This is a genomic window from Paenibacillus salivarius (assembly GCF_051307165.1).
GTDB lineage: Bacteria > Bacillota > Bacilli > Paenibacillales > Paenibacillaceae > Fontibacillus.
The window spans coordinates 3,670,503-3,687,453 of record NZ_CP195592.1; the positions used below are offsets into that span (position 1 = coordinate 3,670,503).

Below are 16,951 nucleotides of genomic sequence, written 5' to 3' on the forward strand. Positions count from 1 at the left end.
ATAGCTCATATCTTGGGCTGAGTCGTTGGTTGTCTAAGCTTCTTCCACCATTATACAATACAACATTCATTAGTCTAAAGGCTCTTCTTCCATCTGGTATTCCAAAATATCTCCGGGCTGGCAGTCCAATGCCTTACAAATCGCCTCTAACGTGGAGAACCGGATGGCTTTTGCCTTTCCGTTTTTCAATACAGAAAGATTTGCCATAGTAATTCCAACCTTTTCCGAAAGCTCGGTTACGCTCATTTTCCGTTTCGCCAGCATCACATCAATATTAATGACAATTGCCATCGTATTCACCTCAGACCGTCAAATCATTTTCCGATTTTATATTTATCGCTTCCTGCAGAAGCCTTTGAAGAACAGCAGCGAACACGGCAATCACCATGGAGGCGAAAATCAGGACCAATCCAATCAGAATGATGCCGGGAGCGTCATCGAGCTCCGCGATCATATAGAACAAAGGCATGCCGAGCACAAACAGAGCGCTGATTGCGACTGCACAGAGTTTGATGTTTTTCAATGCTTTAACGGATAACTCGGAAAATGCATTGTTGTTGTCAATGTAACTTAACAGTTTAAATGCTTGATACAGGGCAAAGTAAAACGGGATCGCCGTAGCATACAAATCGATAAATACAAGATATTTGATAACAGAGATATCCGGATACAACTCTGCCGCAAAATTCGCGATCTCAGGCACCACAAAAATGTATAACGCCAAAATCGGGATTCCAATTAGAATAACAGCCAACTTTAAGAAAAGTGTTGAACCGCGTTTCATGAAAAGCACCTCGCTAAATTTTTGTATTTTGAATTTAACATATCATTTATCGTTTATCAATAAATTTTTATTAAATATTAATGTGTTTTTGTTGTTATACAAAAAAAGAGCATTCCTTTTAATAAGGAAATGCTCTTAGTAATTTCAAACGGGTTGGTGATGACCCGCAATGAATCGTTTTAAGGATAAGCCGATCCAATACATAAGGCTTGGTATCAAATTCAATAGCAACATGACTATATAATAATGTTCAATTTCGGACTCACCGATAAACACAATCATGTTAAGATTGTTATAGTATGTAAAAAATATCCAAACCCAATCATTCGTGATATAAACAAATAAAGACAATAACCAAAGTACGATTCCTATTATAGCTATTACCGAAACGGAATAAAAATCAGAAAGATGGGTTTTGTTATTCTTCATTAGACTGAATCCAATAATGGCATAAATGAGGAGTGACCCGCTGATGACCCAAAGAAGAACGGTTTGTCCATCAAAAATGGATAAAATCACATCCCCGATCACCTGAACAAGAATATAAAAGAAAACAGACAAAGCACTATTCTTCCCATAGTATTCCGATGTCTTCATATCCATTCCTTTCATATAACGTTCCTGCAACTATCTATCCGCTTCTTCTCGTAATTTGAGCAGCTCTGCACCAGAGCCTTTATACTGGTAAGCGTAATTATTGTCGATGTAGTACCTATCAATTAACATAAGTACTTGTCGTTTATACGCGTACGCTTCTACAAGCATAGATGAGCTGACTGCACCTGTTCCTGCCGAATGACGATCTTCAAGCGGAATTGATGTATCCGTGAAGGTTAGCCATTCCAAATCGGATGCGCGTTCAGCGTAGTCTTCGAAACTTTGTTGATATGCCTCAATCACTTTTTTATCTTCATAGAATGAATACTGGGTCTTTTGAACACTGATAATATGATCCCACTCCATCTTCCACGCTTCAAGATACTGCTCTGCCAAGTAATTCAATTCCGGCGTTGACGACGCGATCTCAAAATCGTTCTTAAAAGCATCGTCAATAGGATTGCCCGGGATTAGCTGCAGCTCCCAATTGTATCCATCCTCCGAAATATAATGATTACCTGCATGATTATTGTTCTTTGCTCCATCGTGATATTCAGCGCTATTTTTGCAACCACTTAATGTAGAAGCAAGTAATATTATGCAAATTATGATTGCGGATTTATGATTTGTCATTTGATAACCTTCCTTAATAAATCAAGCACTTCTTCCCATTTTGCTTTCATGTCTTCCCGATCCTCAGCACTCGGCAAGTTCTCTTGATGAAAACTGATGGTACACTTATCATTTATCTGTTCTATCGTGCGAATTTGTAAAGTCGAAGCGTTCTCCCAATGTTCCTTTTTCCAAGTCAATCTGACATTTTGGTTTTCATTGACTACCCTGATCTTTCCGGAAATTCCGCTGCTCGTATGATATTCGGTCCCCACACTTATATCATAGGAGGATATTTTCCCCAGCCAAATTTCGATTCCTTCACGCGACATGAGCATTTGCCATACATGTTCTACACGGGCTGGAAAGGTTCTTCTTACTCCGACCTGGTAACCAACTGATTTCGTTTTGCCTACTTCCATTTCGAATCACCTCTAATAAATAATAATTGAGGAACTGCCCGCAACGGGCTTTACCACATTAATTCCAAGTTTGATTCAACTTATCCGAATAAAATAAAATGGCCTGCTTATACGATTGAATGCCACGATCATTACTTGTTTCCGCTAATTGCTTTAACAAAATTCCAATCGATTCCTCATACTCTTTCTGATTAAATCGAACCATGGCATAAAACACTTGAAATTCTCTTCGATCAGGATATTTTTGAATAGCTTCCTCCAGGATGAATTGAGCTTGATCATACAAGCCTAAAGTCCGGTAAGTACTTCCTAATCCTAAATAAGCACCTTGCCTTTCTTCGTCCTTTAATCCAAGTTCCAATGCCTTTTTATAATAAGGTACTGCTGCTCCTTCCAACCCCATCACGTCATGGATCCACGCACATTGATACCAAACGGATGCATTCATCGGTTCTTGCTCTACTAATTCAAGTAATATACTTCTTGCTTCTTCTAAATGGCCTGCTTCTCTCAATTGCACGGCTTTTTCTAGTGATTTCATGATCAATCAATCCTTATTTTCTTATGTCATTATAGAGAAGGTTCTTGTATCAGTGAACTGCCTAGATTTAGAACTCTTATCTTAGGCGTGAATAGGCATACAAATTATATCCATTGTACTTTACGTAAAATCCTTCACTGATTAATTTTTGTTCTTCAGGTCGTATCCCGAATGAAAAGGCCGCCTCTGGACCAAATCCGAGCTGACCTACTGTAAACTCATTCATGTCCTTATCATATAATTTCACGTCCCCTGATGGGCTCGTAAAAGTTCCATCTGTATTAAAAATGCCATTATATAAGAACTTCCCTGCTTTGTAATTCATATTAAAAGAAGTCGTAAAACTAAAATAGATATCGTCCCCCCTATTCCATACATTATCCAACCATATAGTAGTGTTATGGAGCTCTAGAAGCTTAACTTTCAATTCTTTTCGTTCATCCTGGTAAAATGCAATCCATTCAGGTTTAATAAATAATTCTAACGGGATTTGTTCGGTCTCTAAGGATAGGGAGTACCCATCTTTATCAATAACATGGTTAAGAATGCCTTCGTTTGTATAGTTTGAATCATAGTATTTATAAGCAAATATCAAGACAACTATTGATGTTAAACAAAAAAGCACAATCCTTTTTGGTTTGGTCATTTTTCCTCCCTTGATAAAGTTAGTAAACTTGCATCGGAGAGTAACTTTTAGTATTGGCCTCAATTACCTTCCCAACGAGATTCCTAAATATGTATCCTGATTTATTATCATTTGTTTCATCTCTTCCAGATACTTCAGTTGTTGTCTAGTCAATTGATCCGTTTTCAGGAAATGATGGTGATAGACGTATGAATATAAGTGCCTATAATTAATAAAAAAGTCGACATCCTTCACTATTTCTTCTACTGAATTTTCCTTGGAATATCCCTCTATGAATGATTCAAAAAATTGGGACGCAAATTTGTCCCTTTTACCTTTCCCATTAATAATTTGCGAAGCATGATAAACAGCGATAGCAATATCGTATGCAAACCAATTGAACTCACTGTCTCCGAAATCAATAAACGTAATTTCATTATTATTGTATAGAAAATTATGATGATGCAAATCGCCGTGTATAATTCCATAAAGTTCTTTAGAACAACTCATCGATTTAATGACTTGAAGATTGTTCTCCCATTTTTCTTCAATCTCGGGATCCAACGAATTCATATTCATCTGATAAATCTTGTGCTGATTCCATTCTGGCCGTTTATACTTACCCTTGTACATCTTAGATAGGAAGTGCATCCTCCCCATTCCCGTACCCCATTGCATAAACAACTTGTCGTTCCAGTCTTCACCGTTAGGATCAATATGATTTCCCTTCGCCTTCTCGTAGGCAACAAAAAAGAGATTGTCGTCCGTCAGATGATTAACATAGGACTCTCCATTAATTAATTTTGGAACCGTCACATGAACACCATTCGCATGCAAATATTGAGTCCATTCCACTTCAGACAGAATCTCTTTTTCAGTATCCGACGTTTTATGAAATACTTTAATAATCATTGGCACTTCTGAAGAGACTTCAAAAACGTTATCATCATATCCGCCAATTAAACGGATATCCGCTTCATGACCGTTCAAAAGATCAAGAATCTGATATACTACTGATTTTTCAAGCCTCGTTGAATTCTCCCCCAATTCATGAAACGCCAAATCTCCTTCCATGATTATACATCCGATAACCAATTGAATCCAAATTGTTCACGTTAAACAAGACTCTCCAGTGTCCAGCAAGAAAGTCATATAAAGACAGCAAGCCACATATGTTGAAATGGAATTTTGTCGTTCGTGAGAAACGGGATTTTGAGAACGTTTCATTAATGCTTCACAACGTTTGGGAAGGAGTTGTGCCGGATGTCTTTTCAGGAGGAAGGCGCACTTGCAGTCGGTTCGGGCCGAATCTTGCTCTCGCTTGCTGAATCATGGTATGAATCCGGTTTATCCAAACTCACGGTTTATGTAACAAACAAGCAGCCAACAGATACGGGAAAACTTAAGGAACTTGGCGATCTTACTCTTCGCAACGGGACCGGGATCACATTACATGTAATTGACGCAGAAGGAAATGAGGAGCCGGATTGGGGGGCCATCGTTCGGCCATTTCCATTTATTTTGTATGTTTCGGAGCATGGAGAATTGGAAGAACTTCGGAATATTCAGCGTGCTTGTATCGCGGAAAGGAAACGGATGCTCCCTGCCATCGCGATAAATGGAATAGGGATGGCAGGCCCGCTGCTCCATCCTGACGGGCACGGACACTGGGAGTCGGCATGGATGAGAATCCACTCGTCCGTCTTTCCCGAGAATCACTCGCTGGAGGTCTTCTCCGATGCCGCCGCAGGGATTTTATCTAATCTTATTGTTCATGAATGGCATAAGGCGATTATGGGTGAACATGATTTGGACTGTAGAAATCAATGCTTCTTACTTGACCCGGTCACGTTAACCGGAAGATGGCATTCCTTTCCATCTCATCCTTTAGTATCCGGGTATGACGCGGCCCGCCCGGTGGATAATATGGCGCTCAGCCTAGGCCCAGGAAAACACCATGAACTGATAAGCCCGGAGGTATGGTTTCCTGCATTTAACCGACTAACCTCGAAGGTAACCGGCATTTTTCATGCATGGGAAGAAGCGGACTTAATCCAACTACCGCTGGCGCAGTGTCTTGTTCAGCCCGCAGATCCCTTGTCAAAAGAACCTGTACAACTTCTGCCAACCATAATCCGAAGTGGGCTTACGCATGCGGAGGCTCGGCAAGAGTCGGGATTGGCAGGACTGGAAGCCTATGTAACCCGCCTAATTCCACTGTTGTTTGCTGACTTGCCTCCCCATCGGCAAGAAAGAACCGGCATTGGTGCAGGATGTGATATAACTGAAGCCGTCGGGCGAGGGCTCAGGGCATGCTTATTTCATGAATTAAACAAGCGGATTTTGTCTGGTGAACCGACGGTTGTTCACCGTATAGCAAGCACGCAAATTGAAGATGTTCGATGCCTCTATTATTCGCAAGCGTTAGCCACCTTAGATAGGGAACCTCTTTTTGCTGTAGGTGAGCCGTTGCTCGGATTTCCGACGGTATGGGTATATTCCGATTCCTCGTGGTATGGCAGCGTAGATCTTAGCTTCACGCTTGCCCTTCGCCAATCTCTGCAGAAGGCGTTGAGTAAGAGCGATCGCACTGCGGTCCCTCCGGTCCTTAGGAACGATCATGAAGTGCAAAACATTAATATCGCGGATGCCGATCCTCTAAGCTATCGTTCTTTGATATTATCAGCCATCGAGACGCTGAAGCAGTGTCATAAACGTCTTGAGGTGTTTGAACTTAACAGCGAGTCTTTATGGGGCAAAGGACCGTTTGTTGCTTACGGAGTCGTTCTCGGAGAGGAGGAGACCACATGAATACGGTTGCTATTATTGGGGAGGGAATGCTTGCCAATACCGTGTGCAAACGTCTTTCCGGGTACCTGCTTGTCCGACGAAAGGACTTCAGCGATGACTTACCCGCTGTAGACTTGGTATTGGTGCTGAATGATGAGGATAACTCCTCCTATTTTGATGAGGCTGAACAGAAGTTGCGACCGCACGGCATTCCTTGGTTATGTGCCTATGTATCCTTGGGAGAAGGAATCATAGGCCCGCTGATGGGGCCGGGAAGGACCGGATGCTTTCACTGTGCAGAAACAAGGTTATCTTTTGCGGGGACCAACCGCAAAGAAGTCCAGGATTTACTTCTAAATCTCTTGTCCGCTGACGATGTTCCCCAGAATGCATCCGGATTGTCTCCGGCGGGAGCTGGTTATATGGCGCACATCATCTCAGCGGAAACGGATAAGGTGCTGCGGGGCGGTAAAACGAATACGGATGGCCACCTCTATTTAATCAATTTGAAAAATTTGAGCAGCACCATCCATTATGTCATGCCGCTTGGGACATGCTCGGTTTGCGGGCAACTGCCGGACGATTCCGCGGAATTAGCGAAGATATCTTTACAGAAATGCCTAAAAAAGAGCAATAGCTACCGCTCCCGCCCGATGAGCGAATTGAAGAAGGTTCTGCTCAGAGATTATTGGGACAGCCGCACCGGAATCTTTAATGATAAAAAGTGGGGTCTCGACTCTGTTTTTGCCATTGCCGGGATAAACCTTTCTTTAGGTTTTTACGATGAGATGACGGGAGGACGTTCACACTCCTTTGTTGACAGCGAGCTCGCGGGGATATTGGAAGGTCTGGAGCGCTATTGCGGTGTGACTCCACGCGGCAAACGAACGGTCGTGCAGGGCAGCTACACCCAACTCAAGGCTACTGCGCTGGATCCGACTACGGTAGGGCTTCATGCAGAGGAGCACTATGAACACCCCGATTTCCCCTTCATCCCGTATGATCCGGAGTCATCAATGGAATGGGTCTGGGGATATTCGTTTCTTCAGGAACGTCCCGTCCTGGTACCCAAGCTGTTGGCTTATTACAGTCCGAGCGAAGGTGAAGGATTTGTTTATGAGACCTCCAACGGATGCGCGGTAGGAGGAAGCTTGGCAGAGGCCATCTTGTACGGGATTTTCGAAGTGGTTGAGCGAGATTCCTTTTTGTTGACCTGGTATGCAAGACTTCAGGTTCCGCGGCTTGACTATAATTCATCGGGAGACTCGGAGCTGATCCTGATGATTCAACGTTTACGCGCGGTTACCGGTTACGAAGTGAGCTTATACAATACCACCATGGAAAACGGAATTCCCAGCATATGGGCAATGGCAAAAGGACGGGCGGAACACAGTGCCAACGTCGTTTGTTCCGCCGGAGCTCATCTCGATCCGATACGGGCGGCCAAGAGCGCCATACATGAGCTGGCGGGGATGATCCCGACGGCTGAAAAGAGATTGAAGGAACGAAGGCTTGAAGCCGAAGCCATGCTTGATGACTCGTCCCTTGTGGAGTATATGGAGGATCATTCCCTGCTCTATAGCTTGCCGCAGGCAGAGGAACGGCTTCATTTCTTAATGAACGAACGGAACCCCGTCCGTACTTTTGCGGAAGAGTTTCCATCCATGCCATGGCAAGAAGATTTAACGGAGGATTTGAGACAAGTACTCCGGGTTTTTCACCGTCTTCACATGGATGTCATTGTAGTTGACCAGTCTTCAAGTGAGACACTTCGCAACGGACTGCATTGTGTGAAGGTACTCATACCGGGAATGCTACCCATGACCTTCGGACATCGTCTTACCCGGCTCCATGGCCTGAATAGGGTATTGGATGTACCGATGAAACTAGGTTACGCAAATCGCAGGCTGACACGGCAGGAGCTTAATCCTTATCCGCATCCGTTCCCGTAGACAAGGACGAATTTTTTTTAAGGTATTCGCCGATTTTTCTAAACAAGAGTCCAATCCACAAGTCGTTAACATTCATACAATTTAGAATAAACAGCGAAGGGAGGAATATCGCAATGGGAGAACTGGGTGGAATCGGAAGCTGTGCCGGCTTGTTTACGAGTACAGGTGTAATCCTCGTACTGTTCATTCTGCTGGTTATTGTTTCTCGCACATTCATCTAATGCTTGCAGCATAGAGACTATCGTTCCTTTGTTGATTAATGAAAAGACAACTGCAACATCCTTATGACCTTGGTAAGATTTTTTATCTCGTCTGTTAAAGCTTAAGTGGAGATACCGCTTAAGCTTTTTCATTTTTTTACTGAATCAATTGTTTAACTTGTTCCATATTAGTACTGGATAGGGCTTTCGCTAATAATTCCTTGTTGTAACCATGAGTTAATAATGCATTCAAAATGGCATCTGCCCGATCCCGTCTCTTCCTTCTAAGGTTGGATTCCAATTGAATTTCTAAGGGGACAACCGGAATTAAACGGTTTTCAAATTCAACATGTTTAGTTAATTCCCATATATGTCTTCCACCTTCCCAGATCCCTTCCCCTGAATCGGAATCGGGAATTCCGGCAGAATTCGAGATTTGTACAACTTCTACGTCAAAATCATGAATCTTCCATTTACCTTTTGTCCACGTAAATCCTGAATCAAATGACTGAGTAAAAATGGGTTCTTCATCAGAGGAGTGCCAATGGGGATCAAAATAGGATAATTCGGATTTTCCCTTTAGATTGTATCGATTCAGAAGGGCTGCTATTTGTTTCACATCTTCAATGTCTTTAACATATATATCTAAATCATTAGGAGTCATACTAGCACGTTGTAATACTGAGGCCACAGAACCCACGATAATCCACCTGTTGGTTCGTTTAGATTCAAAGTAAAGATCACAAAATGTTTTCAGAGCTTGGTTCCAGGTCATTTTTGTCTCCTTATCTTTTTCCTGTTACATTGATCTTAATATTGTTTTCTCTCGCGACCTTGTGTTTTCCTCATCTTTATTTATCATCCATCTTCCAATCAATCGTGCGCCATATTTAAGCTGTGATGGAAGTAAGATGTCATTAAATAATGCATTGAATTCTTCGATGAACGATGATTCTATTATGTATGTTTTTCTTCTGTAGATCATTTGACTGGTCACCTCTGTTTCTAAAATGTTCGGTAATTTCCGATTCCTAAATCCATTTCATGAATGTCTTATGAATCACTTCAATATTGTTATTCTTCGCCCAATCTAATAATGTGTTTATCTCGTTATTGGTGTTAATAATTTTAAAACATAATGCAATGGGGACTATTCTATTCTTCTTTGGTTTAATACCGATAATGCAGTTACCGTCAATAAATATCTTGGAGATTTCTTTGGCTTCTAATTGATTGTTATTAATTATTAGAACTTTATTATCGAGTTGTAATAACCTTGGCTTAAGAAATCTCCTTATTACAACAGCAATAATAATCAATAAATAGATACTACTGAAAATTAAATAAAGCACTTTTTGCGATTTATCACTTGTTACAAGGGTATTGAAAATACATAATATAGTAAGGAGCGACATGCTGATAATTAACTTAATGTTTAAAGGATATCTTACATAAGTTTTCATATAATCTCCTTTCGTGGTTTCAGGTAAGTCCTTGTATTCACGAAACGCCCCAACCTCAGATAACTCTTATCTTAGGCTGGGGCGTTTGTTGTCTGAGCTTCTTTCCATGATTATACATCTGACAACCAAAGGGCGATAGTCCTGAAGTTTGAATCGGGTGGACCGAGGGGCGTAAGCATCGATAACTGATCAAGTTTATTCATCATCTTCAGGATTTTCAAATCTGCTTAATATTTTTTTCTTCGGAGAAACCAAACCAAGTCATTTCATACAGACAAAGTGCCACTATTTGTTCCTTCGAAAATCTCTCAAGTACAGTATTATTTATATAAAAACTCAGCCATTCTGACCAATTACTTGAAGAGATATCCCAATATCCGGTCCACTCAAGTGAGTTATTCTTTCCGTGCACCCGATATTCAGTAATACCATCATCAGATTTATTAATTTCATAATCAACATCATCTATGTGAATTATCATTTCTTCTACATTCTTCTCTGGAGTTTTTGAAAGTAATAATTCAAAAACAGTTTTATATTTTACTTTGGTTTGTGACATATCAGGGTAGTATGAAAGTAGCCTAACCCAAACATCCTCAAAATCAACTTTCTTCAAGATCCCCTCAAATGTAATCATATAATCCAGACTCCCGTAATTATTAATTTAGTCTTGCTATGGTTTCCTATATTCACGAATCCCGGAGGAGAACCTCCTTATGTGCTTATTCCTTTAATGTTTTGCGTTTGACCCGCTGCGTGAATACTATGTTATCTGATGCCAACTTCTTCGAACTACATAAGATATACTGTTTTAATATTTCTCCAGCCATACGCTAGTTCAATATGTTTATCGCTGGATTTCCCTGCAGCACCCATACCATCATTGATTCGTACCCACTATTCTGTAAAGATTCAACTACTGATTTAAATAATCTCGTGCCATATCCATATCCTTGAGATTCCCTACAATGTTTTTATAAGTTGCTTTCCAACTGTCTACATGCACTTTAGCTATTCCTTCAGCATCAGTTATTTCTGCTTTACGGATCTTCATATAGATCAGCTCCTGTGTGAAAATCGGTTGTAATATACCCAATATCATCGGTTGAAAATTCCCCACCTATTGCCGACATACTCTCCGAAGGGAGAGAGTCGAGATTGGTCAAGAACGGGGAGTGTTTCAAGATGAAGGATATGAAGGCAAGGGGCATGAGCGTCACCCAGATCGCAGATGAGCTGGGACGTGACCGTAAGACGGTTAGAAAGTATTTGCAGGTAGAGGAGCACATCCGTTACGTGAGACGAAATCCGGCAGCCGGCAAGCTGGACGCTTACAAGGAATACATACGGAACCGTATGGAAGAAGGCTGTCTCAATGCGAGCGTCATCTTAGACGAGATCCGAGAGAAGGGCTATACGGGCAGCAGTACCATTCTTCGCGTCTTCATGCAACCGCTTCGACCAGCGGTTCAGTCTAAGGCGACCGAGCGGTTTGAGACGAAGCCTGGCGAGCAGTCGCAGGTAGATTGGGGTCACTTCAGAGTAGACCACGACGGCCGATTGAAGCGTCTCTACGCATTTGTCATGGTGCTTGGCTACTCCCGAGCAATGTATCTAGAGTTCACCGAGGACGAGCGTCTGGACACGCTCATGGGCTGTCATACGAGAGCTTTCGAGTACTTCGGCGGAATTACCCAAAGCTGTCTCTACGACAATATGAAAACAGTCGTAACCGGACAGGACGAAAGCGGCGAGGCGATCTGGAATGAGCAGTTTGCCCGGTTTGCAAAGCACTATGGCTTCACGCTTCGCCGTTGCAAACCCTATAGGCCAAGAACCAAAGGTAAAGTAGAAAACGGTGTCGGCTACGTGCGAAAGAACTTTTGGCCGCGCATACGCACCTTCACGGGATTGCAAGATCTCAACGCGCAGGCCAAGCAATGGCTCGATACGGTCGCGAATAATCGTCTGCACGGCACGACGTTCAGGGTGCCACGCGAGCTATGGAAAGAAGAGTGTCTCAGTCCTGTAAATGACGTCGCCTTTGCTTACGCCGAGCGGCATCAGAGAAGAGTATCCAGCGACTGCTACGTTTCGTATGAGGCGAACCGATATACTGTCCCGTTTGCTTACGTGGGCTCTATCGTGGAGGTGCAGGATGAGAGGAACGGCACGCTGCGCTTCTACTGCGGCAGACAGCTCATCGCCGAGCATACCAAATCCATGGGACGACACCAAATTATAAGCAATAAAAAACACTTCGAGGGCATTCGCAGCACATCGAGTCGTCCGGTTGGAGAGCCCACGCCTCGTTATGTCAGCCAAATCGCACCAGAAGTGTCAGAGCGCTCGCTATCGGTCTATGACTCGCTCATGGAAGAGGCGGTGCTCCAATGATTCTGCAAGAGAGACTGGAGGCGGCGATCCGCCACTTTGGGTGGGTTCGCATACCGGAAATCATCCATCAGCACGCCGAAGAAGCGTCTAAAGCGAATATACCGTATCTGGAGTTCCTGGACAAGCTATTGGCTGAAGAAATGATTGCCAAGCACGACCGGTACATCCAAACAAGGACGCGCCTCGCTCATCTACCGTTCCATAAAACGCTGGACCAGTTCGATTTTGCCTTCCAGCCATCGGTCGATGAGCGCAGGATCCGCGACCTCTCAACGCTTCGCTTCGTGGCGCATCAAGAGAATCTCATTTTCCTCGGACCGCCTGGTGTAGGTAAGACGCACCTCGCTGTAGCGTTGGGCCTTGAGGCCATAAAGAAGCGACATTCCGTCTACTTCATCACAGCACATGACCTAGTGCAGACACTACAGACGGCTCACTTGACCAACACGATCAAACAGAAAATGAGGATGTTCACCAAGCCCGACCTGCTCATCATCGATGAGATCGGGTACCGAAAGATGGACGAGACCGCTGCCCACTTCTTCTTCCAGATCGTCTCTGAGCGTTATGAGCGCGGTTCTATCCTGCTTACGTCTAACAAGACGTTTGGCGCTTGGGGTGATATATTCGGCGATACGGTGCTGGCGACGGCCATCCTCGACCGCCTCCTCCATCACTCCAGTACCGTTAACATCAAGGGAGAGAGCTACCGTATTAAGGAGAAGAAAAAGGCCGGCTTCTTCCGCCCTGAACCTACAGAGGACGATGAAGCCGACCGATGAAACTGGGGAATTTTAGACCGATACTTTTGGGGAATTTTAAACCGATGTTGACACCTGAAAAGATTTATATCTAATATGGGTGGTTTTTTTATCTGCCGGACCGAGGGCTTATGCCCGAAACGTGAATATAAGGTTATCCGAAGTCTGTGTGGTTCCTAGACACTTCTCTTTAAGATAAATCTCTTAGGCGGTCCTAATTCTTGTTCGGATTCAAAATATCCAAGTCTTTCGCCACAAATAATAATCGATGGAAGTCCATATCCTACTGCAACTTGTAATGCTTCAATTAAAGGTAAAGACTTACCATCAATTTCAGGGTTAAATGATATACAGTAAACTTCATCAGTAGCGTTATGTTCCTTCATTAACTTAAAGATTTCATGCACGTCTGAATTAGGCTGTGTTATTTCAATCATGTATTCATTTATTAGTACGTTATTGTAATTATGTGAGAATCTGCTCAATGCATTTCTTCTTTTTGACTTTGAACCTAATTCAAATAATAATCTATCACGTACTTTACTTGAACAAAACAAATGAACAAATTCTTCTTCGATTTTCGTATTCATTATTTCACCGCTCTCAATAATGATTTGCATCCCTTTCATATAACTCCCGTATCTCCTCACCTCACAAATAGCAGAGCTTCCTACATATCCCAGATCGTTTTTCCAACTTACCGACTCATACAAAAAAGCCCTTGTACCGACAAGGGCATAACCATCTTTTCACTTAGAACTCCAAAATCCACAGCCGACTAATAAAGCCGCTCCTCCCCGGTCACCGGGTTTTTAAAAGCGGAGTCGATATCGCTGGTGGTGAACTCGTCCGCGAATTCGGTCTCATTTTTTCCGGGGCCGGGAAGGTTGGCCGGTTTCTTTGGCTTGGCTTCTTTTTCGCTTGATGTCTTTTGCTGTTTTTCCATGGGTGAAATGACATCTCCTTTTGTATTTGTACAATAGGATTTGAATTAGCCCCGGGTTTTATACTTCACGGCCAAATCCGTTCCCTCACGAAAGCGAAAGCCAGGCCCGATCATTTTTCCAGGACACTTGAACCGGGGTTTCGAACAGGGCGGACAGCTTTTCGCCTGTAAGCACATCGGCGGTTTTTCCCCCGGCAAACAGGCCTCCCCTTCGGATCAGTAACGTATGCGTGAATTCGGGCAAAATTTCTTCCACATGATGCGTGACATAAAGTAGCGTTGGCGCATTTTCCGCTTTTACCAGATTGGCGATGCTTTGCAGCAGGCATTCCCTGGACAAAAAGTCCAGCCCGTTACAGGCTTCATCCAAAATGAGCAGATCAGGGGAAGCCATGAGCGCTCTGGCAATCAAAAGCTTCTGCTTTTCCCCTTGCGAGCAAGTCTGGTACGAACGGTCGACCAGGTGGGCGCAGCCGAGCGTTTCCATCAGCCGAACGGCTTTTTCCGTATGTTCTTCCGTAGCTTTGTCGTAGAGTCCGATGGAAGCATGCAGCCCGCTAATGACAAGATGCTGCGCTTTCTCGTTCGGGTGAATCCGTTCCTGAAACGACGAACTGACCCATCCGATTCGTTTGCGCATTTCCCGCAAATCCACCGTGCCGTATCGCTGGCCCAGTACGGATATTTCACCGTTCGACGGCCAAAGATAACCGGTGATCATATTCAGCAAAGTTGTCTTGCCCGACCCGTTCAGACCCAGGATCGCCCAATGCTCTCCTTTGCGGACCGTCCAGTTCATGTCATTCAAAATCAACTTTTGCTCGCGTCTCCATGAGACATTTTTGACTTCAATCACGTTCGACATTCGATATTCCTCCTAGGCACTCGGGTTCATCGCGGCATCTAAAGCGTCGGGCTTCAGTTTCAATGCGGCATCCGTCGGAAGAAAAGCGGCGAGAAGGCCGATGAGCGGCAAATAGGCACAAATTTGGATGACAAACGCGATGTTGGTTTGATCAGCCAACGTACCGAGCACCACCGATCCCAATCCGCCCAGCCCAAAAGCCAGCCCGAAAAACAATCCGGAGACGGTTCCGACTTTACCCGGCAGTAATTCCTGCGCATAAACGACAATGACGGAAAAGCCCGACAACAAAATAAATCCGATAAAAAAGCAAAGTACCCCGGACCAGAACAAATTCGCATACGGGAGCAGCAGGGAAAAAGGCGCCGTACCTAAAATCGAAAACCAGATCATGTTACGGCGTCCGAAGCGGTCAGCCATCGGTCCGCCGGCGAAGGTCCCGAGCGCTCCGGCTACCAGCAGCACGAACAGGAAGACTTGCGCCTGCTGCGTCGATACGCCATGTTTGTCGATGAGATAAAATGCGTAAAATCCGGTCATACTCGCCATATAAACGAATTTTGAAAACAATAACATAATTAAAATCCCGATGGCATAAGCAACTTTCCCCGCCGGAAGCGGATTGGCCTTTGGGGCAAGCTTTGTTTTTCGGGCTGCCCGTCTGTTTATATCATCCCGGTACCACCTGGCCACATAAACCTGCACTACAATAGCGGCCAGGGCAGCCAGCGTAAACCAAAGAATTCCGAATTGTCCGAGAGGCACGAAGATCAGGGCCGTAAATACAGGAGCCAAAGCCTGGCCGATATTCCCGCCGGTTTGAAAGATGGATTGAGCCAGACCTTTCCGAGGCCCGGCCGCCAAATGGGCAACCCGGGAAGCTTCCGGATGAAGCACGGAGGAACCGACGCCAATAAGTATGACCGAGAGTATGACCTGCCAAAAATCGGTGGCGAACGCCAAAACCACCATGCCGAACAAGGAAAAGACCACGCCGACGGGCAGCAAGAGCGGTTTTGGTTTCTTATCCGTATAAAGCCCGATCAACGGTTGAAACATCGAAGCGGTGATATTCAGCGTAAACGCGATCCAGCCGATCTGCGTAAAACTTAACTTCAAGGATCCCTGCAAAATCGGGAAAATAGCGGGGATGACGGATTGGATCGAATCGTTCAACAGGTGAACCAGACTGACCGACATCAGGATCGAATAAACGGTGGCTTGCGTCGTTAATGACTTCATTGTTCCTCTCCTTCCATCAGACAAACATCATATCATCTGACGTTTAATCTTAAAAAAAATTACAGTTCGGCCATGGTACCTTCCAAAATGAGCAGCGTCGACTTTACGGCAAGTTCCGGATCTTGATGCTTTATCGCTTCAAACAGCTGTTCATGATAGTCGGATTGCGGGTCATGAGAGCCGTATTCTTTGTTTAACTTGTTCATCGCTTCGGACAGCACTTGAGAGAACGTGCGGAACAAATCGATGATGACCCCGTTTTTGCTGGCAACCGCGATAGCCATATGAAACTCGATATCCGACTTGGCATACCGATCCCGGTCATTTTGCCGAAGCGCCAAGCTGCGATCGTCCAGGTGCCCGCGCATGTTTTGCAGGTCCTCGTCGTCGCGGCGAAGAGCGGCCAACCGGGATATTTCCAGCTCCAACATCTTTCTTGCCTCGAAAACCTCCATCAGCTCCGAACGATACAGACGTTCGACCAACGGCTCCCGGATGACGGGGGTTGCTTTCAAATACGTGCCGAACCCTTGCTTTTTCTCGAGCAGTCCCGCGTGCACCAATACCCGGATCGCTTCCCGGATCGTCGATCTTCCTACTCCAAACCGCTCCATCAGCTCCGGCTCCGTCGGAATTTTATCCCCCGGCAGAATTTCGCCCGTCGAGATTTTGTGCTGTAACTGATTGACCACATCGTCCACGAGCTTATGATGATTTAATGTTTTAAATGAAAGCTTATCATTCATCTGATCAT

20 protein-coding genes and 2 pseudogenes are annotated in these 16,951 nt (G+C 44.2%); 5 read left to right on the plus strand and 17 right to left on the minus strand.

Annotated elements, in window-relative coordinates; all coding sequences use genetic code 11:
- Positions 1 to 69 precede the first annotated feature (69 nt).
- The 8 genes from ACSFXJ_RS16875 to ACSFXJ_RS16910 form a co-directional block, all read right to left on the minus strand.
- Positions 70 to 291, minus strand: a complete 222-nt coding sequence (locus ACSFXJ_RS16875; protein WP_435921520.1) for a helix-turn-helix domain-containing protein — start codon at positions 289 to 291, stop codon at positions 70 to 72.
- Positions 292 to 301: 10 nt separating this feature from the next.
- Positions 302 to 784: a DUF2975 domain-containing protein gene (locus ACSFXJ_RS16880; protein ID WP_435921521.1), complete on the minus strand. Its 483-nt coding sequence runs from the start codon at positions 782 to 784 to the stop codon at positions 302 to 304.
- 144 nt (positions 785 to 928) lie between these two features.
- On the minus strand, positions 929 to 1,411 hold the full coding sequence (locus tag ACSFXJ_RS16885) for a hypothetical protein (protein WP_435921523.1): 483 nt from the start codon (positions 1,409 to 1,411) through the stop codon (positions 929 to 931).
- A complete protein-coding gene (locus tag ACSFXJ_RS16890; RefSeq protein WP_435921524.1) occupies positions 1,412 to 2,014 on the minus strand; it encodes a hypothetical protein in 603 nt (200 codons plus the stop codon).
- Positions 2,011 to 2,415 carry an SRPBCC family protein gene (locus tag ACSFXJ_RS16895; protein WP_435921526.1) on the minus strand — a complete coding sequence of 135 codons (405 nt, stop codon included), beginning with the start codon at positions 2,413 to 2,415 and terminating at the stop codon, positions 2,011 to 2,013. Before ACSFXJ_RS16895 ends, ACSFXJ_RS16890 begins: the two co-directional genes overlap by 4 nt.
- A gap of 58 nt (positions 2,416 to 2,473) precedes the next feature.
- Positions 2,474 to 2,956: a tetratricopeptide repeat protein gene (locus ACSFXJ_RS16900; protein WP_435921527.1), complete on the minus strand. Its 483-nt coding sequence runs from the start codon at positions 2,954 to 2,956 to the stop codon at positions 2,474 to 2,476.
- A gap of 76 nt (positions 2,957 to 3,032) precedes the next feature.
- Positions 3,033 to 3,602, minus strand: a complete 570-nt coding sequence (locus ACSFXJ_RS16905; RefSeq protein WP_435921528.1) for a hypothetical protein — start codon at positions 3,600 to 3,602, stop codon at positions 3,033 to 3,035.
- A gap of 63 nt (positions 3,603 to 3,665) precedes the next feature.
- Positions 3,666 to 4,655: a phosphotransferase enzyme family protein gene (locus tag ACSFXJ_RS16910; protein ID WP_435921529.1), complete on the minus strand. Its 990-nt coding sequence runs from the start codon at positions 4,653 to 4,655 to the stop codon at positions 3,666 to 3,668.
- Between the two features lie 189 nt (positions 4,656 to 4,844).
- On the opposite strand from ACSFXJ_RS16910, the gene ACSFXJ_RS16915 reads away from it, so the two are divergent.
- The 3 genes from ACSFXJ_RS16915 (at position 4,845) to ACSFXJ_RS16925 (ending at position 8,544) form a co-directional block, all read left to right on the plus strand.
- Complete coding sequence (locus ACSFXJ_RS16915; RefSeq protein ID WP_435921530.1) at positions 4,845 to 6,392, plus strand: hypothetical protein; 1,548 nt, start codon at positions 4,845 to 4,847, stop codon at positions 6,390 to 6,392.
- Positions 6,389 to 8,323 carry a TOMM precursor leader peptide-binding protein gene (locus ACSFXJ_RS16920; protein WP_435921531.1) on the plus strand — a complete coding sequence of 645 codons (1,935 nt, stop codon included), beginning with the start codon at positions 6,389 to 6,391 and terminating at the stop codon, positions 8,321 to 8,323. Before ACSFXJ_RS16915 ends, ACSFXJ_RS16920 begins: the two co-directional genes overlap by 4 nt.
- Positions 8,324 to 8,436: 113 nt before the next feature.
- Positions 8,437 to 8,544 carry a YjcZ family sporulation protein gene (locus ACSFXJ_RS16925; RefSeq protein ID WP_435921533.1) on the plus strand — a complete coding sequence of 36 codons (108 nt, stop codon included), beginning with the start codon at positions 8,437 to 8,439 and terminating at the stop codon, positions 8,542 to 8,544.
- A 136-nt stretch (positions 8,545 to 8,680) separates the two neighbouring features.
- Here ACSFXJ_RS16925 and ACSFXJ_RS16930 read toward each other — a convergent pair whose 3' ends face one another.
- The 4 genes and pseudogenes from ACSFXJ_RS16930 to ACSFXJ_RS16945 all read right to left on the minus strand — a co-directional run.
- On the minus strand, positions 8,681 to 9,298 hold the full coding sequence (locus ACSFXJ_RS16930; RefSeq protein WP_435921534.1) for a hypothetical protein: 618 nt from the start codon (positions 9,296 to 9,298) through the stop codon (positions 8,681 to 8,683).
- Between the two features lie 905 nt (positions 9,299 to 10,203).
- A complete protein-coding gene (locus ACSFXJ_RS16935) occupies positions 10,204 to 10,623 on the minus strand; it encodes a DUF6557 family protein (protein WP_435921536.1) in 420 nt (139 codons plus the stop codon).
- Positions 10,624 to 10,819: 196 nt separating this feature from the next.
- Positions 10,820 to 10,891: pseudogene (locus ACSFXJ_RS16940) on the minus strand (hypothetical protein); the annotation flags it as partial.
- Between the two features lie 59 nt (positions 10,892 to 10,950).
- Positions 10,951 to 11,040 (minus strand): annotated as a pseudogene (locus ACSFXJ_RS16945) (GNAT family N-acetyltransferase); the annotation flags it as partial.
- Between the two features lie 131 nt (positions 11,041 to 11,171).
- On the opposite strand from ACSFXJ_RS16945, the gene istA reads away from it, so the two are divergent.
- Together istA and istB are read left to right on the plus strand one after the other, a co-directional pair.
- Complete coding sequence (istA, locus tag ACSFXJ_RS16950; protein ID WP_435921274.1) at positions 11,172 to 12,383, plus strand: IS21 family transposase; 1,212 nt, start codon at positions 11,172 to 11,174, stop codon at positions 12,381 to 12,383.
- The gene (gene istB, locus ACSFXJ_RS16955; protein WP_435921273.1) at positions 12,380 to 13,165 is read left to right on the plus strand and encodes an IS21-like element helper ATPase IstB; all 786 of its coding nucleotides are present in this window, start codon (positions 12,380 to 12,382) and stop codon (positions 13,163 to 13,165) included. Before istA ends, istB begins: the two co-directional genes overlap by 4 nt.
- A gap of 155 nt (positions 13,166 to 13,320) precedes the next feature.
- On the opposite strand, the gene ACSFXJ_RS16960 is transcribed toward istB, so the two are convergent.
- From ACSFXJ_RS16960 to ACSFXJ_RS16980, 5 genes are all read right to left on the minus strand, one after another.
- Positions 13,321 to 13,773, minus strand: coding sequence for a hypothetical protein (locus ACSFXJ_RS16960; protein ID WP_435921537.1), 453 nt, complete (start codon positions 13,771 to 13,773; stop codon positions 13,321 to 13,323).
- A gap of 149 nt (positions 13,774 to 13,922) precedes the next feature.
- A complete protein-coding gene (locus ACSFXJ_RS16965) occupies positions 13,923 to 14,090 on the minus strand; it encodes a hypothetical protein (RefSeq protein WP_435921539.1) in 168 nt (55 codons plus the stop codon).
- 85 nt (positions 14,091 to 14,175) lie between these two features.
- A complete protein-coding gene (locus tag ACSFXJ_RS16970) occupies positions 14,176 to 14,955 on the minus strand; it encodes an ABC transporter ATP-binding protein (protein ID WP_435921540.1) in 780 nt (259 codons plus the stop codon).
- 12 nt (positions 14,956 to 14,967) lie between these two features.
- Entirely contained in the window at positions 14,968 to 16,197 is a 1,230-nt protein-coding gene (locus ACSFXJ_RS16975; protein ID WP_435921541.1) for an MFS transporter, read from the minus strand.
- A 59-nt stretch (positions 16,198 to 16,256) separates the two neighbouring features.
- Positions 16,257 to 16,943, minus strand: coding sequence for a FadR/GntR family transcriptional regulator (locus ACSFXJ_RS16980; RefSeq protein ID WP_435921543.1), 687 nt, complete (start codon positions 16,941 to 16,943; stop codon positions 16,257 to 16,259).
- Between the last annotated feature and the right edge of the window lie 8 nt (positions 16,944 to 16,951).

Bases quoted from the DNA above. Each gene is read 5' to 3' on its own strand.
- ACSFXJ_RS16875 (WP_435921520.1), bottom strand. From the start codon at position 291: ATGGCAATTGTCATTAATATTGATGTGATGCTGGCGAAACGGAAAATG.
- ACSFXJ_RS16880 (WP_435921521.1), bottom strand. From the start codon at position 784: ATGAAACGCGGTTCAACACTTTTCTTAAAGTTGGCTGTTATTCTAATT.
- ACSFXJ_RS16890 (WP_435921524.1), bottom strand. From the start codon at position 2,014: ATGACAAATCATAAATCCGCAATCATAATTTGCATAATATTACTTGCT.
- ACSFXJ_RS16895 (WP_435921526.1), bottom strand. From the start codon at position 2,415: ATGGAAGTAGGCAAAACGAAATCAGTTGGTTACCAGGTCGGAGTAAGA.
- ACSFXJ_RS16900 (WP_435921527.1), bottom strand. From the start codon at position 2,956: ATGAAATCACTAGAAAAAGCCGTGCAATTGAGAGAAGCAGGCCATTTA.
- ACSFXJ_RS16905 (WP_435921528.1), bottom strand. From the start codon at position 3,602: ATGACCAAACCAAAAAGGATTGTGCTTTTTTGTTTAACATCAATAGTT.
- ACSFXJ_RS16910 (WP_435921529.1), bottom strand. From the start codon at position 4,655: ATGGAAGGAGATTTGGCGTTTCATGAATTGGGGGAGAATTCAACGAGG.
- ACSFXJ_RS16915 (WP_435921530.1), top strand. From the start codon at position 4,845: ATGTCTTTTCAGGAGGAAGGCGCACTTGCAGTCGGTTCGGGCCGAATC.
- ACSFXJ_RS16920 (WP_435921531.1), top strand. From the start codon at position 6,389: ATGAATACGGTTGCTATTATTGGGGAGGGAATGCTTGCCAATACCGTG.
- ACSFXJ_RS16925 (WP_435921533.1), top strand. From the start codon at position 8,437: ATGGGAGAACTGGGTGGAATCGGAAGCTGTGCCGGCTTGTTTACGAGT.
- ACSFXJ_RS16930 (WP_435921534.1), bottom strand. From the start codon at position 9,298: ATGACCTGGAACCAAGCTCTGAAAACATTTTGTGATCTTTACTTTGAA.
- ACSFXJ_RS16935 (WP_435921536.1), bottom strand. From the start codon at position 10,623: ATGATTACATTTGAGGGGATCTTGAAGAAAGTTGATTTTGAGGATGTT.
- istA (WP_435921274.1), top strand. From the start codon at position 11,172: ATGAAGGATATGAAGGCAAGGGGCATGAGCGTCACCCAGATCGCAGAT.
- istB (WP_435921273.1), top strand. From the start codon at position 12,380: ATGATTCTGCAAGAGAGACTGGAGGCGGCGATCCGCCACTTTGGGTGG.
- ACSFXJ_RS16960 (WP_435921537.1), bottom strand. From the start codon at position 13,773: ATGAAAGGGATGCAAATCATTATTGAGAGCGGTGAAATAATGAATACG.
- ACSFXJ_RS16965 (WP_435921539.1), bottom strand. From the start codon at position 14,090: ATGGAAAAACAGCAAAAGACATCAAGCGAAAAAGAAGCCAAGCCAAAG.
- ACSFXJ_RS16970 (WP_435921540.1), bottom strand. From the start codon at position 14,955: ATGTCGAACGTGATTGAAGTCAAAAATGTCTCATGGAGACGCGAGCAA.
- ACSFXJ_RS16975 (WP_435921541.1), bottom strand. From the start codon at position 16,197: ATGAAGTCATTAACGACGCAAGCCACCGTTTATTCGATCCTGATGTCG.
- ACSFXJ_RS16980 (WP_435921543.1), bottom strand. From the start codon at position 16,943: ATGAATGATAAGCTTTCATTTAAAACATTAAATCATCATAAGCTCGTG.